An 18239-nucleotide genomic window follows, 5' to 3' on the forward strand; every position below is an offset into this window, starting at 1 on the left:
GCGCGTCATCCTTAAGCGGCCTGGCAGGTGGAAAACGCCTCGCCCTGCTCGCTGCGCCACTCCGCGCCGCCGCTGGCCGGAATATGATAGAGCCAGGTATGCTGATGCGGATAGCTTGGCAGTGGGGGAGGTGAGCCGCTCAGCGCCGAAGCATCCAGAACCGTCGAGGGGTTGGCCCAATTCATCGAGATTTGCACCGTATAAGCGCCGCCGCTCAGCGGGGTAGCCGCCGCCTCTGTGCGCGCCGCAACCGACTTTTCCGAGCAGCCGCCAGGATCATCTTGCCCCAACGGATAATAGAAGGTGAGCGATCCTGGGCCAATCGGCAAGTCCCAGGGGTCTATATCCATCGCGCCTTGCGCCCACGCAACCGTCATGGCGCGCTCGGCATCCAGCGTAGCCTGAAGCGCCGGAGACAGCAGACGAAGCTGGCCTTCCGCGTTATCCTGCGCCGTCAGCACCTTGCCGCGCACTGTCGGCAAATAGACCCGCTTGTTCTGTTCATCAATGGCGGGCGTCGCCCAGGCCGTGTCATGAACCAGCACCGGCAGGGTACTCAGCTTGCGTCGGGTGCGCGAATCCACCACCGTCACCCCATTCTCATCCAGCAGATAGATATGATGCAGCGAGCCGTTGACAGCGACGGCATGCGCGGGTGGCAAGCGACTCAACGGCTGGCCGGAGCCTCCATCAACAACCAGCGTCTCAGCCTGGCCGTCCGGCTGATCCTTGCGCACGTAGAGGACATTGCTGGCAGGGTCCGCCGCCAGCGGGGTTGTCTGGAAGTTTTCCCGCCAATCGCCAATCTTTCGGCCAGTGCCTGCCTCATAGATTTCAACGCAGCTAGCGTCACTATCCGCTGCGCAGGCGGTCCAGAGATAGAGCCAGCCGCTCACATTGCTCAAGATAGCCGCCTGATATTGGGCGCCACTCAGCGCCGCCTGATATTGGACCTGTCCGGTCATCACACTCTGAGCGTCCAGCGTTTGCAGCCCGCGATCCTGATTGCTCAAGCCCATCGTCAGCAGCAGTTGATCGCGCGCATCGAAAAGGGCTTTGCCCACGCTGGTTCCCTTAGCGGGACAGCACGCCAGATGATAGGTCCAGACCGTCGCCCCGGTCTGGCTATCGAGCGTCGTCACCTCCTGATCGCTGCCAATCAACATCGCCTGTTTGATGGCGCTGTTATCCAGCAGATCAATATACGTGCTGCCCGTGCCGCTGTTCTTCATGCAGCCCGGCAGCGCATTCCCAATGGACTTGCCGGTATCGGCATCCAGCATAGAAAACCGCAGACAGAGGGGCGTCTGCGAGGCAGGGCAGCGCCGCCCGCGTTCACAATCAAAGCGATCATCACTGGTGAGCGCGAGCAGGCGGCGCGAGGTCGGATCGAAACTGAAGGTTGGCGTCTCATTGCCGGGGTCCAGCACCGCAACGGACGGCGCTTCATGAGTCGTCGGGACAGGCGCGCCACCCGCCGAAAAATGCGCCAGGAAGAGCGCGCCAAAGCTGCCAACAATCAACGAGGCCGCCAGCGCCACCAGCAGCGCGCCTCTGGTACTCACCACGCCAGATTTGCCAAAAACTCTGAAGGGAATGATCACGGAGGTGAGCGGTTGGCGAGCAGGTACGGGGCGATAGAGGCGGTCGGCCTCGCTGGCATCCGCGCCATCGCTGCTGGCGACGAGCGGGACCAGGGCAGACGCTTCAGGGCTGGCGTGATGATATGCGTCGGGGGTGTGTCCATTCGATAGAACTTTTTCCGCAACCGGGGCCAGTGCATTCTCAGCCGCGATGCGTACCTGGATGGCTGCCCAGGCCGCCTCTTGCATGGCGCCCATCTGCGGCGCTTCCACCGGCTGCGCCAGCAGCCACGCCTCCGCCCGGCGCAGTTCCTCCAGATCGCCCTGGCAACGCGCGCACCCATCCACATGCTGGCGCAGCCGCCCAACCAGTTCCCGCTCTGTCGTCGCGTCCAGCAGCAGCGCCAGCGCCCCTCGCGCCTGACGATGCGAGAGCCTGGAACGCCTTGGCGGCCCTGATGGGGGGGAATGGTGATCGGACGCGGCAGCGCCATCTGAAAGATGTGGTCGATCAGGTATCGCGTGTGTCATGTATCCTGCCCCCGTGTTCCTGGTCAGCATGCGCGGCGCTTCGGCCCCGTTGCCTCGCGCTCTCAGGTGGTTCCGCATGGTTGACCTGGGCGGCGTCGTTGCGACCCGACGCGCCGTACCCCTCCAGCGCCAGCCCGCGCGCTTTGAACGCCTCGCGCCCCCGCTGCAAGCGAGTGCGCGCCGCGCCGGATGAAATGCCCAGGACAGTGGCAATCTCATCATGCGAAAAGCCATGATGCAGATGGAGCAGCAAACAGACCGTCAGATTGGGCGAGATGCCCTCTAACACCCGTTGCAGGCGATCACGCAGAATCATCTGATCTTCGGGATCAAGGTATTCTGCCTCCTGCCGGTCGCTGCTCGCCAGCAAAGGCAGCCAGGTGATGCGTCGGCGACGGCGGCGCTCATCCAGCGCGGCATTGGTTGCCACGCGATAGAGCCAGGCGCGCACGTTCTCCAGCGACTGCCCGCTTTTCATTGCCAGATGAAGCTTCACAAAACAATCCTGGGTAATATCCTGCGCAAGCTGGGGATCATCCAGCATGCGGAAGAGGAAGCTGGCAAGAGGGCGATAATAGCTCTCAAAGAACGCCTCGAACGACCCCGACGAAGCCCCTGATCCCTCAGCAGGCGCAATCTCTCCTGGCGAAGCCGCCCCGCCCACAGCAGGGACACCTTCCCCTGGCAGTTCCTCTTCGCACACCACCTGCTCTTCCACCGCCTCGCCAGCTTCGGCGTTTTCGGCGGAATCCGAGCGACCCAGCGGCGCCCTCTCCATCGGTTTTTGCATGCGCTCGCGCCTCACAGACGCCTCGCGCACGAGCAGCGCGAAACGCCAGGCCAGCCCTGTTCCCCTTCAATCCTCCCACCCAGGAAGACGAATGGCCCCAGGGAAATGTTCTATCAGATGTTTTTCCAGATGATGATTCTTAGCTTCTCTTCATTAAAACGTGATAACGCCGCGAAGGTTCCGTCCAGCGGTCAGATCAGCATATCCCTCGTTGATGTCATCGAGCGTATAGGTCTGTGTGACCAGTTCATCCAACTTCAGCTTGCCAGTCTTGTAGAGCGACAGCAGTTTGGGAATATCGTTGGCCGCCTGAGCCGAACCATACAATGTCCCCATCACCGTCTTTTGCAGCAGCACCAGTTCTTGCGGCGGAATGGGGATGCTGCGCTGGTCAGCAGGCGAAATGCCAATCATCACCACCGTCCCCCCTTTGCGCGTGGCGGTAAACGCCTGGGAGATCGCGCTGGCAACACCCGTGACCTCGAACGCATAATCCGCGCCTTGCCCAGCCGTCAGTCTGCGCACCTGTTTAGGGACATCATCATTCCTGGCGTTCAGGGTATGCGTCGCGCCAAACGCGCGCGCCGCCTCCAGTTTGCTATCGAGAATATCCACCGCAATAATCTGCGCCGCGCCTGCAATCGCCAGCGATTGCACCACGTTGATACCAATGCCGCCGCAGCCGACCACCACCGCGCTGCTCCCTGGCTCTACCCGCGCCCGATGGACCACCGCCCCAAACGCGGTGGAAACGCCGCAGCCCACCAGCGCCGCCTTATCCAGCGGCACATCGGCATCAACAACCACAATGGACTCTTCCGGCGCGACGGTCCACTCGCTGAAGGTGGAGATCAGGCAGAACTGGCCGACCTCACGCCCCGCTCCGTCGCGCATGCGATAGGAGCCATCCAGCCGGGGACCGCCCATCGTGCGGTTCTGCAAGACACACAGATTCGAGAGGCCCATCAGACAGTAGCGACAATGGCCGCACGCCGGAATAAAGCTAAAGACAATATGATCGCCAGGCTTGCAGCGCGTGACGCCCGGCCCCACGCGCTCCACCACACCCGCGCCCTCGTGGCCCAGCGCCAGCGGAAGCTGAGCGCGCATCTCGCCAATGCGCACATGCTCGTCGCTGTGGCAGATGCCAGCAGCGGCCACGCGCACCAGCACCTCGCGCTCGCGTGGCTCGTCCAGTTCCACGCGCTCAATCTGGTAGGGGTCTCCATAAGCATAAACAACTGCCGCCCGCGTCTGCATATCTCGCCCTCCCTGAAATATACGGTTCAGATTGCTGGAAGTTCACATCCTCTATCTACTATAGCGCGTGACGGCCAATAAAGTGGTCAAATTGCCCAACTATTCCCCCTATGGGGCTAGCCTGCACACCGCTTCCGGGGCCAGGATAGTCGCCGCCCGAACTCCCTGTCTGTGAACTGGCTCACAGTTGCGCAACCGCCTCACTCTCTATCGCTGCGGCGGGCAAAAACATGACGGGCGAAGCGCTCACGCAAGGAAAAGAGACCCAGGCGCTGGAGCCTCAAGAATCTACCAACGCCTGAGTGAAGTTGGGCAGAACTAGCAATCAGCCAATAACAAGATCGCTGAGATTGCTGTTATTCTGCCAAAGCTGCTTGCCAGTACTGGCGTCCAGCGCCACCGCGCCTCCAGACGGCCCATAGGCATAGACGAGTCCATTCGTAACGAGGGGGATCAAGGGGCCTGGAAAGCCATCAACAGGGAGTTCTTGATGGAAATTCCAGACTTCCTTCCCATCAGCCGGATTGAGCGCATGAATTACTGTCGCCAGAGTACCAGAACCGCCGCCCAGGCCCGATTCCACATAGATCAGGCCGTTCATGACTATCGGCGCGGCGGGTTCATATATAGGCCCCACGTTGGAATTCCAGCGCATCTGCCCATTTTCGGCATTGAACGCATAGACATACTGTTGGTCAGCCGTATAGACAACGCCATCACTGACAGCGGGGGTCGAATAGTAGATGCCCGCCTGCGCCTGTGGAGAATGCCAAAGCTCCTTCCCATCGCTCGCCTGCAAGGCATAGAGGATCGCCGGCCCGCCGCCCGACTGGATATACCCATCCAGCGGCGCGTAGACCACCCCATTCACTACTGTGGGCGTGATAAACTTAGTTGCATCGGTCGCCGACGCATGCCAGCGCACGTTGCCATTATTGGCATTCAGCGCCCAGAGCGTTTCAGGCAGCCCTGAAGTCACATACACCGTGTCGCCATCGCCAGTCACGCTTTCGATTGAATTTGCAACCCCGAAGTGCCAGCGCTCTTTCCCATTGCTCACATTCAACACAAACAGGGTAGCGGGAAGTTGTGTCTGCACATAGACAGCATCGCCATTGGCAGTCACGTCCATCGGATGAATCGGCTGCTGCGAGGACCAGCGCACCGTTCCATCGCTGACATTCAGCGCAATCAGTGTGACTCCCGATGAAGTAGGCGAAGGCAGAGTAAAAACCAATTCCTTAGTCATCCAGATAAACCCTGTCACACCCACATTCTTTGCTTCCCATCGCTGGGTTCCATCGCTGGCATTGAGCGCCACAAGATTCTGGGATACCCATAAATAGACCGTGTTATTCATCACCGTCAGCGATGGGGGCAAGGCTTCAGACGCGCCGCTGAAAGGGTAGCGCCACTTCACTGTGCCATCGGCAGGATTAAGCGCCACAACGGTGTTTCCGTCTAAGATCGCGTAGAGGTTTTGCGGTGGCGCCGTAGGCTTCTGGGTCGGCGTTGGGGCTGCCGTTGTCTCAGGCGTCGCGGTGGGCGCGGCCCCGTTTTGTGGATGATGAACCAGCACCAGCCCAACCACCAGGCCGCCGACCAGCGCCACCAGCATGACGGCTGCCGCCATTCCCATCAGGCGATACGACCATCCTCTACGAACGCGGGGAGCGGGCGCATACTCCTGGGGGGAGTGCCGACCTGCCGACGGCAAGATACGACCTGCCAGGCTTGGATGGCTCCGGCGCGAAAGCCCGGCAAGATTCTGCTGCGCCAGCCGCTCCCAGACCGCCTCTATCGAACGCTCATCCGCTTTCTCAGTTTCATACAGGCGTTGCAGGTTCTGAATGAGCCGACGCTCTGTCGGCTGCCCTCTTTCTGGCGCGAGCGTACCGGGCGCTCCTGCAAGCTGCTCTATCTGTTCATCCACCGCTTCTGGTGTAAAGAGCGCATCATCTCGTGCCATCGCACGTCTTCCTCTCCCTAGTGCAAAATCCATTGATCGCTTTGGTATTCGCCGGTATCATATTCCAGGGCAGGCGCGGCGAAAGCAACACCTCATGACGACCCGCGAGGGTATTGAAAGCTAGTACTCCCCATACAGGGAGCGCAAGAGGTTCAGCGCCCGCGAAAGGGCCATACGCACAGCCCCCTCGTTTTTATTGAGCGCGTTGGCAATTTGCGCGCTGCTCATACCCTCGGCAAAGCGTAAACGCACGATCAGTTGTTGGTGATCGGGCAGGCGGCTGATCGCATCGTGCAGGCGCTGCTCCTCTTCGTGCTGCAAAGCGACCTGCTCTGGAATCATCGCCTCATCGTCCGAGGCTATCTCAACGGCATCCTCCAACCCCGCCGTCAGGCGCTGGTTGGTCCGGCGATAGTGATCGGCCAGCTTGTGGCGCGCTACCTGTCGCAGCCAGGCGATACGTTCCCCCTCCGGCAGCCTCTCGACCCTGCCCCCCTCGAAGGCCGCCAGAAACACCTCAAGCAACAAATCCTCAGCATCCTCCCGCGAAGGCGTGTGCCGCCGCAGATAGGTCAAGATTATCGGCGCATGCGCCTGATACAGCGCAGCAGCAGGTGATTCATCCACCCTGGTAATGCCTGGTTGTCGTTGCATTGTGCCTCTCCCACATCCTCTTTCGAGGGACAGCTACCTCATCCTGTATATCGTGAGTTGAATCAAAAGCGTCACACCGCCGAGGCGGTCATGCCGCAGCCCCACGAAAAGAGAGGCCAGGATAGGAGCCACGCGAAGTCCCTTTCTGTGAACTAGCTCACAGATGCGTTGCCGCTTTCGAGAGATAGCTACCTCATCGTGTATATCGTGAGTTGAATCAAAAACGTCACACCCTGCTGCTTCCGGCAGGCGTAGACTCCAGAAGCCAGAGTGTGCCTTCCATCGCCCGCGTCAGCCCTTGCCAGAGCGAGTAGCAGGCTTCCTGGGGAACTTCGATCAGCAGCGAATCAATCAGGCCGGGGTCGAACATGCCAGCGGGAGATGCCGGGGCAGCGCCAGAGACGGACTAAAGTCCATAAACGGACCTCCTTCGTAGCAGCGGCGCAGACCACCCCATCATCTGCGTCGGCATACGAAGCGGCCACCCTGCGAACACCCACCAACACCCCGAAGAACCAGGCAGCAGCAAACACAGGTTGCCACTCCCTGCCTCGGCAGGAGCCTTGGCGGATGTCCAGAAGGTGGCCGCTGGAGGTTCCCTGATAATAGAATGCCCCCAGCCCTCTTCCTGGCTACTACAGGGTTTGGGGTGATGGCGCGGTTGGTGGGTTTAGTCACCAGCCGTGCCAGCCGTTCCATTCGATGGCTCGCGCTTCCTCTCTCGTCAATTGAAAGCGCCTGCCAGTAGTATGCCCAGGCTGGCTTGATACGTTAAGCGTTTCGCCAAAAAGTCCGGCCCGTAGCGCCGCCGAGACGGCGGCCAACCGCCGCGCCGACGCCAACGCCGCTCTTAGGCGCAGCGGCTGCGCCGACGTGGCTAGGGGGAGCCTCCGCAGGGAGGCTTGGCGGCGGCTTACCGCCCATTGGCGCGGGCGCGCGAGCGAGCGCAGCGAGCGAGAGGACGGGGCAACAGCCGAGGCAAGCGCCCGCCGCCGTAGGCGCGGTTTTAACCGCCTGCGGGGCAGGAGTCTCTCGCCCGCCTGATCAGGCGCTGGAACGCTTCCCTTTTTCAAGCAGATCGAGATTCTGGACAGTATTCGCCCACGCGGCAATCTGGGCAATCCGATGGCCCTTGAAGCAAAACAGCGTCGCCCCGGTGCTGTGCTGCGTCCGGCCATCTGGCATTTGCCACCTGGATTGATAGCGGATAGCCAGCCCCTTCGGATGGGGATAGAGCAGAACGTGGTCCAGCCAGTAGCCTGGAAACACCCGCTTCACCGCCTCCAATTGCGCCCAATACGCGCCCACCCCCTGCATCCTCTTGACCGAGTGAAACCTGCTCGTGGGCGGCGGGAAGAAGAGCATATCCTCGGTGCAAAGCGTTTCCAGCGTCACCCGATCCTCAGCATTGATCGCAGCGAAAAGGCCCCGCACGCTCTCGGCCTGACACCGCTGCTCCTCGTTCAGCGATGGCGTAATCGCAGCATCAACCTGCGTCAGCAGCCTCGCCAGATCAACCGCTTCGGGCGCGAAGAAAGCAAATCCCTGCTCAGCAGCCTCATTCCCGCGCGGGCGCTGGTCTGTAATCAGACCCACAGGCGTTGGCCGCGCGTGCCGCAGCAGCAGATGCGCCTGCCCGCCAAATTGAGAGCCGCCAGGCAGGTGAGCCAGAATCAGGTGAAAGCAGCGTTCATCAACGAGGGCGCACGCCTCTTCCAGGCAAGCAGCATCGGAAACCTCATACCCTTCCTGGGTCAGCGCGCCCGCCAGGGACTCGCGCGCCGCCCCATCCGGTTCCACCAGCAGCACACCAGGGGGCAAAGGAACACACGCGCCGGGGTTGGGGGGCGTACTCAGGCAGGCGACAATCAAAGCAAAAAGCTGCTCAATATCAAAGGGCTTGCGCTCCAGAAAAGCAAAACCCCTCTGCCCGATCTCTTCCTCCGCAATATTCCAGCCTGTCAACACGCCAACAGGCGTGGGCCGAGCAGCGTCGCGCAGCAGTTCGACAGAACCAAAACGGTCCCTGGGATTGCTGCTGAACAGATCGGTGAGGATCAGATGGAAAGTCTGTTCATCGAGGAGCCTGTACGCCTCCACCAGAGATGCCGCCAGAGAGACTGTGTAGCCTTCCGCCATCAGGAAAGCTGCAAGGAGGTCTCGAACCCCGGCGTCATGCTCCACTATCAGCAGGCGCGGGGGAGAAGGCGGGCGTGGCGTCATACGGTGGCCTTTCATCTGGCTACCTGGCCGGAACACTAACCCTCAAAGTATACCAGAATCAGCAGGCAATTGCAACAAACAGAGGCGGGACCACCTGCCAGGACGACAGCATGAACCCCAGAGTTTAGCGCGCGTCCCACACCTGCACCGTTCGATCAGCGCCGCCAGAAGCAATGTGTTTGCCATCCGGCGACCAGGCAATCGCGCTGACCGGCCCCATATGACCTTGATAGTACATCCGCGCCTCGCCCGTATCCGCATCCCAGACCTGCGCCGTCCCATCATCACCCCCGGAGGCCAGGTGCAGGCCATCGGGCGACCACGCCACCGCCAGCACTCTCTGGCTATGGCCGTGATACATGAGCAGGGGCTTATCATTCTCCCACATCCGCACCGTCCGAATGCCAAAATGCACCCAGGAGCGCGTTCCAACAGGCTTCTGAGCATCCGCTTCCCACACCTGCACCACCTGATCGCAAGCAGAGGCAATCCGCTTGCCATCGGGCGACCAGGCCAGGGCGCGCACGGGCGACCACTCCACCGAGACCCCGTTCCATCTATCGCCGCGACAGGTTAAGAGGGGCTGCGCGGTGGCAGCATCCCACACCTGCACCGTCCCATCCGCGCTGCCCGAAGCAATACGGCTGCCATCGGGCGACCAGGCTACCGCGTGTATCGTATTGGCGTGCCTGCTATAAGAGGAGAGAGTAGTCCCTCTGGCAGCATCCCAGACGTGTACGATGTCATCCCAGCGGGAAAGCAGGCCGCCGCTCGCCGAAGCCACGCGCTGCCCATCGGGCGACCAGTCCACCGCCAGTATCCACTTGAAATGGACGGTATACTTGAGGAGCTTTTTCCCCGTTTCGGCGTCCAACACCAGCACCGGATTATGCCACCAGGAGAGCGGGCTGGCCCCCCCGACGACGATCAGCCCGCCATCGGGCGACCAGTCCACCGCCAGCACCCATTTCAACGCCGCTCGATACGTCCAGAGTGTCTTGCCAGCCGTCACATCCCAGACCTGCGCCGTTCGATCAGCGCCGCCAGAAACGATACGAGCGCCATCGGGCGACCACGCCAGCGTATTCACCCGGCCCCTATGCCCCTTATAAGTGGGAAGCACCCCTTTCAGCACCCGCATGCCCACACCTCTCAGCAACACGCTCCGTCGCGTGTCGGCTGGGGGCGCAGCCTGCTGCTGAGAAGGCTGCGGCTGGCCCGCGCCGACGATCTGCCTGCTGGCGCGCTGGCCGTTGGCTGCCCCAGCCGCCAGCGCCTCCAATTCCCGTTTCACCTCCGCCATGCTGGCCGGGCGGCTGGCCTCATCCAACTGCACCATCTGCGCGATCAGCCCGCCAATCCCCGCCAGGGCGGGATCGCTCAGCGGCGCGAAACGAAAGGGCGTCTCGGAAGGATCATTGCCCGTCAGCAGATGATGCAGCAGCGCGCCCAGCCCATAAATGTCCGAGCGCGGCGTCGTCTGCGCCTTGCCATATTGTTCCGGCGCGGCATACCCTGGCGAGCCAAAAGCGACGGTATCTTTCGCCTGCCCTGGCTTGAACAGGCGCGCGATCCCAAAATCCACCAGATGCGGCATGTCATCCGCCGTCAGCAGCACATTTGAGGGCTTCAGATCGCGGAAAATAATCGGCGGCTGGCGCGTATGTAAATACTCCAGCACGGCACAGAGGTGCAGGCCAATCTCAAGCGCGCGTCCCAGCGGCAGGCGTCCCCCTGGCGCTTTGCCCAGATACGCCTCCAGCGTCTCCCCCTCAATAAAATCCATCACCAGATACCAGCGCCCATCCTCGCTGAAATGATCATAAATGCGCGGCAGATTCGGATGCGCCAGCCCCGCCAGCAGCAGCGCCTCGCGGCGAAACGCCTCTGTCGCCTCTTGCAGTTCCTGGGATCGCAGGCCATTGGGCTGCATCTCTTTGACCGCCACCAGCCGATTGCCCAGATCGCAATCTTCGGCCTGATAGACCGCGCCAAAACCGCCTTTGCCCACCTGGGCCACCAGGCGATAACGCTGCTTCAACAGTGAGTGGGGGGCTGGCGGCGCGCTGGGCGCGCCAGACGTGGCAGGAGCGGCAGCCAGCGGAGGCTGCCCACACGCAAAGCACGACACGGCCCCCGGCGGGTTGGCCGCGCCGCACGTCGCGCAATATTCCAGGGAAGAACTCATCCACGCGCATCCTTTGCTCGTATCCCAACATTTCTACCTCAGAGTATATCAGGATTGGCCGGGATCAGTAAGCGGTGCCCGCCTGCGGTTCCACCAATTATCTGGGGCCACTTGTAGCGCCGCCATCTTGGCGGCCAACGCTGCGCCCTGGCGAACGTTCGCCCTCCAGGCCAACCTACCAGCAGGCCAACGGGGAGCCGCCGAGACGGCGGCGCTACAAGTGACACGTCTCGCTTGCCAACACCTCAGATTTGGTAGAACCCTCGTCTGCCATCGGGTCTGTCTAAAAGCTGACGGCAGAAAGACAGACGGTTACAACCGCGCCAGCCGCGTGTACCGCCGCCGTCCCTGGCGGCGAACCGCTGTGCCGCCAGGCGCCGCTGCCCTTCCACGCAAACGCCGCGTGCTTGGGGCGGGGAGCCTCCGCAGGGAGGCTTGGCGGCGCAGCCTCCAGGCGCGGTTTTAACCGCCAGCACGCCTGGGCAGATCCGCCGAAAAAATCAAACGGCATGAACCGCCAGCGAACATCTAGATAGCCCTGCCGCTAATAACCAGGGTAAGGCGGAGGCGCTAGTTGCGCCGCCAACCCAAAAAGCAGAAGCATAAGAAGGAGGATAAACACAACCGCCCCTATTAAAAAAACTATCCACAGGTTTTGCCGACCAGGCCAGCGTCTCCTGGCGCGAGCCGGAGGCGGCGCTACCGGAGTCAGCGCGGGCGCTGGATACGGCTGGGGTGGCCCCACCACGCGCATAGAACCGGTTGCCTGAAACGGCGGCATCGTTCCAGTCGGCGGCGGAAGCCAGTGTGGCCCCGTAGCCGTCGGAAAGGTGGCGGTCGGGTAGGGTGGCCGCATGGCGGGCAAGAACCCCGTCGCGGTCTGATACGGTGGGAACGGCATCGAAGGCGCTGGCCCCCGCTGGCGTTCGGCCCAGGCGGCCAGCAGGCGCTCCATTTCGCGCTTGACAATCCCCATGCTCGGCGGGCGTTTGTATTCATCCAGATTGACCATATGACCGATAAATGTCCCCAGGCCCGTTGGCCGGGGCATCGTCAGCGGCGCGAAGCGGAACGGCGTATCGGATGGGTCATTACCCGTCACCAGATAATGCAGCAGCGCGCCCAGGCTAAAGACATCCGAGCGCGGCGTTGTCTGCGCCTTGCCATATTGTTCCGGCGCGGCATAGCCCGGCGATCCAAAGGCCATCGTATCTTTCTGCTGCCCTGGCTTGAACAGGCGCGCAATCCCAAAGTCAATCAGATAGACGGCCCCATCAGGCGTCATCATCACATTCGAGGGCTTCAGATCGCGGAAGATAATCGGCGGCTGGCGCGTATGCAGATATTCCAGCACGTCACACAGCTTGACGCCAAGCTGAAGCGCCTCCTTCACCGTCAGATGCTTCTTCATCGAACGATCCAGGCGCTTCTCCAGCGTCTCACCCTCGATAAACTCCATCACCAGATACCAGTGTCCGCCCTCGCTGAAGTGATCATAGATGCGCGGCAGCCCCGGGTGCGACAGGCCCGCCAGCAAAATCGCCTCCTGATGAAAAGCTTCTGTCGCCTCCTGAAGTTCCTGAGTAGCCAGGCCGCTGTAACTCATCTCCTTGACCGCCACCAGCCGGTTGCCCAACTCACGATCCTCAGCTTGATAGACCGCGCCAAAACCGCCTTCACCAAGGCGCTTCACAATCTGGTAGCGTTGCCGAATCAACAGAATGGGCAGTTCTCTGGTTGACCTGGGCGCTGCCGACGACAACAGCGGCTCCAGCACCGATGCTGCCAGCATTGACTCCCCGCAGGCGAAGCACACCACCGCCTCCGGCTCGTTCTTCCCGCCACATTTAGGACAGTACGCAGAGGAAGAGGTCATAGCCGTTCCATACTCCTTAATGAGCGCCGATACACACCAACACACCATCCGGCGCTCGCCATTGGCGCAAGCAGTTTACACCTGGCCGCTCCACGCCGAGCCACGAGCGCCAGCCTCTGATACCCTGGTGGGAGGGCATCCCACCGTTTTGCTCGCCCTATTACTATTGTAGGTCAAAACGGCAAATAGAGCAAAAGGGCTGAGAGCCGCGCGCATGGCAACGCTCAATTGTTCGCCAGCAGCTCCCAGGTTCTCCCAAATCCCATTGACAAGCAGGGGCAGTAGCAATACACTATACGGCATGCAAGCCCTGGTAACAAAAATAAACCTATTTGCACTAATCCTATGTATACATAAAGAAAGACGTTCTTCCTCCAGAGACATGACATCTCTCTGGAGGTTGAAGGAAGGGGCATGGAATGCAGGCGCAGCTAGGGCCAATGCACTCCTACGCTGGGCATACGGGGCCAGTCCTTGCTATCAATTTCCATCCCAGGATCGAGCGGTTTGCAAGCTGCGGCGCTGATAGCTCCGTCCGACTCTGGATACCAGGCTACAATCAGCCCTCACTCACCCTGACCCAGCATAACCAGACTTCCTGGCTCTTTGCGCTCGGCTTTCATCCCAAAATCGAACTGTTGGCTGGCGCATCGGCCACCGGACAGGTCTGGCTGTGGGATACCGGCCCCGGCCATTCCGCCGGTATCTGGGGCGGACACGACGCCGAAGCGTTGGCGCTCGCGTTCAGCAGCGATGGAAGTCAGCTAGCCACCGGCTCGGCAGATGGCACAGTCCTCATCCGCGACAGCCTCAAAGGATCGCGCCTGGGGCGCCTGCTCCACCCCGATACGGTCTGCTCGCTCACCTGGTCGCCAGACGACCAGTATCTCCTCACCGGATCGGAAGATGGGCAAACCCGTGTATGGGACGCTGCCAGCGAGCAAATGCTGGCCGTCCTCTACCAGTCCAATGGCTGGGTGAACAGCGTCGCCTGGAGTCCCAGCGGCCATCTGATCGCCTGTGGCCTGGAAACAGGAGAGGCCATAGTGCTGGAAGCGTCAACAGGGCAACCCCAACACATCCTGGAGGGACACACAGCCAGTGTGCTGAGCGTGGCCTTTAGCGCCGATAGCCAGACCCTCGCCACCGGCAGCGCCGACGGCACAGCGCGCCTGTGGGAAGTCGCCACCGGACACCTGATGGCCGTCGCCGGAAACCATCGCCAGGCCGTCACTGCCGTTGCCTTCTCGCCTCAGATAAAAGAGCGCGATACCTTCTGGCTTGCCACCGCCAGCCGCGACAGCCTCGTGCGCCTGTGGTCGCTCGCCATCTCGCCATAAAGAGGCAAACATTGCAATTACTTTCTGTAGCTCTAACCCTTGACGTATTGCACGCATTATGATAAGATGTGTGCATGAGTACCCCGTCTTACATCACGTTGCGTATCCATCCAGAAACACACCGAAAACTGCGCCTCATTGCCGCGCTTGCCAATGAACGCATCATTGGCAGTCTTGAACGTATGGCAACCCAGGAACTGGCCCGCTTAGAAGCCGAACGAGCTAAAGAGCAGAAGGAGCCGCATGTATAACGTCCGGCGCGTCTCTCTGGGCAGGACAGCACAACTGGACACACTGGCTCATGCTTGTGGCGAGTTGTACAGCCAGACGGTGGTTTCCTACTGGCGCATGGTGCGCAAGCAGAGCCTTTGGCTCAAGCCAAAACATCTCATGCGCTGGCACACGTCTCCACTGCTCCATGCCCATACCTCTGATGCGTGCGTGCAATCCTTCTTTGCCGCTCTGAACTCTTGGAGAGAACGGCGGAAAACCGACCCCAGAGCCAGACCCCCACGCAAGCGCAAGTGGTACTTTCGCATCGAGTATAAAAACACAGCCATGCGCCATAGAGATGGCCTGCTCACCCTCTCTAATGGCCGGGGCAATACACCGCTGGTGTTAGATTGGCCCTGGCAAACGCCTAAGACGCTGGTCATTCGCTGGGTCGGCACGCAGTACGAAGCCATTGCCACCTATCGCCAGACTGAGGCAGACTGTCAGCCTATTGGCACAGCAGTGGCTGGGATTGATCTCGGCGAAATCCATCTGGCGGTGGCCCATGATGGACAGCGGACCTTCATTGCCAATGGGCGACTCTTGCGGGCCAAACGGCGCTATCAGAATAAGCTCAAAGGACGCCCTTCTTCCCTGATCAACACCAAGAAGAAGGGCAGTCACCGTAGGAAGCGGCTGGTCCGCTCCAAGCGGAAACAACTGGCGAAACTCAAACACCAGATACGTGAGATCGAACACAAGCAAACCAGCAGGCTTATTACCACGCTCCATGAGAGAGGCGTGCAAAGGCTGGTGATTGGCGATGTGCGCGACATTCGACAGGACAACGATAAAGGGGCGGTTGCCAACCAGAAGATACACCAATGGTCCGCAGGCAAAGTCCGCTTCTATCTCACCTACAAGGCCGAGCGACACGGCATGCAGGCGGTGTTACAGGATGAACACCATACGAGCAAGACGTGTCCGGTCTGTGGGCAGCGACGGAAGTCTGTACCCAAGGGCCGGGTGTTCACCTGCCCGCATCCTGCCTGTCGCTTCTCGTATCACCGGGATGGCGTAGGAGCTATCAATATCAGGGCCAAGTATCGCGGGGAGTTAGGTATCCCCCGCGTAGTTGGGGAGATGGCGCCCCCCACTGGACTGCGCTATACAGCACACGTCCGGTGTAGCTCGCTGCCGCTGGATGGACACCAGCAACCAGAGTGGCGAGAAGCCGCTGGGTTGTAACCTACGCGGAGCGTCACAGCCGCCGACCACAGTGATATACTGTGTACATCACAATCGAAGACAGGGCCGATGAAAGGGACAAAGCGCACCAATCGCCACAGCGAGCTAAGGAGAGTGCAAGCTTAGCACAGCGAACGACGCGCGAGCCACCCTGGAGGTCGATACATAACCCGGCTTTCAACCCGTTGTACCATCCATCTGATCCAGGTACGACCCGTTGAGGGTATTGAAACGGGCAGAGCGGGAGCCTTCTGGCTCCAAGCGAGGTGGTACCACGGGCTTTCCGGCCCGCCCTCAGCAATTGCTGAGGGCGGGCCTTTTGTTTGGTCATGCGCGTTTTCACTGTCTAAATGTCTATAAGAAAGGACGATCCTATGACTGGCGAGGAGTTACGGCAATCTTTTCTCACCTTCTTTGCGGAGCGCGGCCATGCCATCATCCCCTCAGCGCCGCTCGTACCCGAAAACGACCCGACCGCCCTATTCATCAGCGCCGGGATGCAGCCGCTGGTCCCCTATCTGCTCGGCGAAAGCCATCCCAAGGGTCGGCGGCTGGCGGACGTGCAAAAATGTCTGCGCACCGACGACATCGAAGAAGTGGGCGACATCAGCCACAACACCTTCTTTGAGATGCTGGGCTTCTGGTCCCTGGGCGATTACTGGAAACAGGACTCGCTGCGCTGGACACTGGACTGGTTCACTCGCGTGCTGGGGCTGGAGCAGGAGCGCATCTCCTTCACCGTCTTTGCGGGCGACGACGACGCCCCCCGCGACGACGAGGCCGCGCAGGTCTGGCTGAGCCTGGGCATCCCCCAGGAGCGCATCTATTACCTGCCCAAAAAAGACAACTGGTGGGGACCGGCGGGCAAGACTGGCCCCTGCGGCCCCGACTCCGAACTCTTCTACGACACAGGCCGCCCCAAACACGGCCCCGATTGCCAGCCCGGCTGCGGCTGCGGCAAATATATCGAGATCGGCAACAACGTCTTCCTGCAATACACCAAAACGACTGAAGGCGCGTTCAAGCCGCTGGCGCAGCGCAGCATAGATGTCGGCCTGGGTCTGGAGCGCACCCTTTGTGTCATTACCCACGTTGAGGATGTCTACACCACTGATCTTTTTGCGCCCATCGTCGAGCGCATCCACGCCCTGTGCCAGCGCGGCCAGGCGTTCCTCGCGCCAGAGCAAGAGCAGCGCCTGACACGCATCACCGCCGATCACCTGCGCGCGGCCACCTTTATGATCGCCGATGGCGTCACGCCCAGCAACGTCGAGCAGGGCTACATCTGCCGCCGCTTGATTCGCCGCGCGGTGCGCTGCGGCCACGAACTGGGCATCCCAGGCGCGGGCGCGCGAGCGAGCGCAGCGAGCGAGACGACGGGGCACCAGCCGAGGCAAGCGCCCGCCGCCGAAATAGCGCGCGTGGTCATCAGCCACTATGGGCAGAGTTACCCTGAACTCACCCAGCGCCAGCAGCAGATTCTCGCCGCGCTAGGGCGCGAAGAAGAACGCTTCAGCCAGACGCTGGCGCGCGGGCTGCGCGAGTTCCAGAAGCTAGAGGAAGGGTTGCGCCAGCGCGGCGAAAATCTGCTGGCGGGCGAAGCCGTCTTCCGCCTCTTCGACACGTTTGGCTTCCCGCCGACCCTGACAGCGGAACTGGCCCAGGAACGCGGCCTGAGCGTTGACCTGGATGGCTTCGATCTCCTCTTCAAGCAGCATCAGGAACGCTCCCGCCAGGCCAACGAAGGCCGCTTTGCTGGCGGCCTGGCTGACCACAGCGAGCGCACCACCCAACTGCACACCGCCACCCACCTGCTTCAACAGGCGCTGCGCGACGTGCTGGGTCCGCATGTGCGCCAGATGGGCAGCAACATCACCACCGAGCGGCTGCGCTTCGACTTCGCGCACCCCAAGAAACTGACACCCGAAGAAGTCGGGCGCGTCGAAGAGATCGTCAATCAGCAGATCGCGCGCGACCTTCAGACACAGATGCAGATGATGCCTTTGCAGCAGGCGCTTGATCAGGGCGCGCTCGCCTTCTTTGGCGAACGCTACGCCGATACCGTCAAAGTCTACAAAATTGGCGATTATTCGATGGAGGTCTGCGGCGGCCCCCACGTCTCCCATACCGGCGGCCTGGGGCGCTTCAAGATCACCAGAGCCGAATCCATCGGCCAGGGCGTGCAGCGCGTCCGCGCCGACTTGATCGAAGAGCCAGCCTAAAGCCGCTGCGCGAACAGCATGCCCCCCGCGTGTACCCCAGCGTGGGGGGCAGAGGGGGGCTGCGTGTACCGCCGCCGTCCCTGGCGGCGCCCGGTGGGGGGTGTGGCGCACACCGCGAACATCGCAGCGCAAAAAAACCGCC

The 18239-nt window shown here is 61.3% G+C and carries 13 protein-coding genes; 4 read left to right on the forward strand and 9 right to left on the reverse strand.

Translation table 11 applies throughout. The features are described 5' to 3' along the window. Positions 1-11: 11 nt before the first annotated feature. The 9 genes from VH599_00790 to VH599_00830 all read right to left on the reverse strand — a co-directional run bounded on the left by VH599_00790 (position 12) and on the right by VH599_00830 (position 13074). The gene (locus VH599_00790; protein ID HEY7346822.1) at positions 12-2114 is read right to left on the reverse strand and encodes a hypothetical protein; all 2103 of its coding nucleotides are present in this window, start codon (positions 2112-2114) and stop codon (positions 12-14) included. Continuing rightward, positions 2095-2904: an RNA polymerase sigma factor gene (locus tag VH599_00795; GenBank protein ID HEY7346823.1), complete on the reverse strand. Its 810-nt coding sequence runs from the start codon at positions 2902-2904 to the stop codon at positions 2095-2097. Before VH599_00795 ends, VH599_00790 begins: the two co-directional genes overlap by 20 nt. A gap of 153 nt (positions 2905-3057) precedes the next feature. Further along, positions 3058-4164 carry a Zn-dependent alcohol dehydrogenase gene (locus VH599_00800; protein HEY7346824.1) on the reverse strand — a complete coding sequence of 369 codons (1107 nt, stop codon included), beginning with the start codon at positions 4162-4164 and terminating at the stop codon, positions 3058-3060. Between the two features lie 325 nt (positions 4165-4489). Beyond that, positions 4490-6133 (reverse strand): PQQ-binding-like beta-propeller repeat protein, encoded by a 1644-nt coding sequence (locus VH599_00805; protein ID HEY7346825.1) that lies wholly within the window; start codon positions 6131-6133, stop codon positions 4490-4492. Positions 6134-6253: 120 nt separating this feature from the next. Beyond that, positions 6254-6787: a sigma-70 family RNA polymerase sigma factor gene (locus VH599_00810; GenBank protein ID HEY7346826.1), complete on the reverse strand. Its 534-nt coding sequence runs from the start codon at positions 6785-6787 to the stop codon at positions 6254-6256. A 226-nt stretch (positions 6788-7013) separates the two neighbouring features. Further along, the gene (locus tag VH599_00815; GenBank protein ID HEY7346827.1) at positions 7014-7157 is read right to left on the reverse strand and encodes a hypothetical protein; all 144 of its coding nucleotides are present in this window, start codon (positions 7155-7157) and stop codon (positions 7014-7016) included. A 674-nt stretch (positions 7158-7831) separates the two neighbouring features. Beyond that, positions 7832-9010 carry a response regulator gene (locus VH599_00820; protein HEY7346828.1) on the reverse strand — a complete coding sequence of 393 codons (1179 nt, stop codon included), beginning with the start codon at positions 9008-9010 and terminating at the stop codon, positions 7832-7834. A 124-nt stretch (positions 9011-9134) separates the two neighbouring features. Then, the gene (locus VH599_00825) at positions 9135-11198 is read right to left on the reverse strand and encodes a WD40 repeat domain-containing serine/threonine-protein kinase (GenBank protein HEY7346829.1); all 2064 of its coding nucleotides are present in this window, start codon (positions 11196-11198) and stop codon (positions 9135-9137) included. A 544-nt stretch (positions 11199-11742) separates the two neighbouring features. Next, positions 11743-13074, reverse strand: coding sequence for a protein kinase (locus VH599_00830; protein ID HEY7346830.1), 1332 nt, complete (start codon positions 13072-13074; stop codon positions 11743-11745). 419 nt (positions 13075-13493) lie between these two features. On the opposite strand from VH599_00830, the gene VH599_00835 reads away from it, so the two are divergent. The 4 genes from VH599_00835 to VH599_00850 all read left to right on the forward strand — a co-directional run bounded on the left by VH599_00835 (position 13494) and on the right by VH599_00850 (position 18097). After that, positions 13494-14414 (forward strand): WD40 repeat domain-containing protein, encoded by a 921-nt coding sequence (locus VH599_00835; GenBank protein HEY7346831.1) that lies wholly within the window; start codon positions 13494-13496, stop codon positions 14412-14414. Positions 14415-14488: 74 nt separating this feature from the next. After that, a complete protein-coding gene (locus VH599_00840) occupies positions 14489-14665 on the forward strand; it encodes a hypothetical protein (GenBank protein HEY7346832.1) in 177 nt (58 codons plus the stop codon). Continuing rightward, the gene (locus VH599_00845; GenBank protein ID HEY7346833.1) at positions 14658-15875 is read left to right on the forward strand and encodes a transposase; all 1218 of its coding nucleotides are present in this window, start codon (positions 14658-14660) and stop codon (positions 15873-15875) included. Before VH599_00840 ends, VH599_00845 begins: the two co-directional genes overlap by 8 nt. A gap of 374 nt (positions 15876-16249) precedes the next feature. Next, on the forward strand, positions 16250-18097 hold the full coding sequence (locus tag VH599_00850) for an alanine--tRNA ligase (GenBank protein ID HEY7346834.1): 1848 nt from the start codon (positions 16250-16252) through the stop codon (positions 18095-18097). The last annotated feature ends 142 nt before the right edge of the window (positions 18098-18239 follow it).

The organism is Ktedonobacterales bacterium (assembly GCA_036557285.1).
Taxonomy (GTDB): domain Bacteria; phylum Chloroflexota; class Ktedonobacteria; order Ktedonobacterales; family DATBGS01; genus DATBHW01.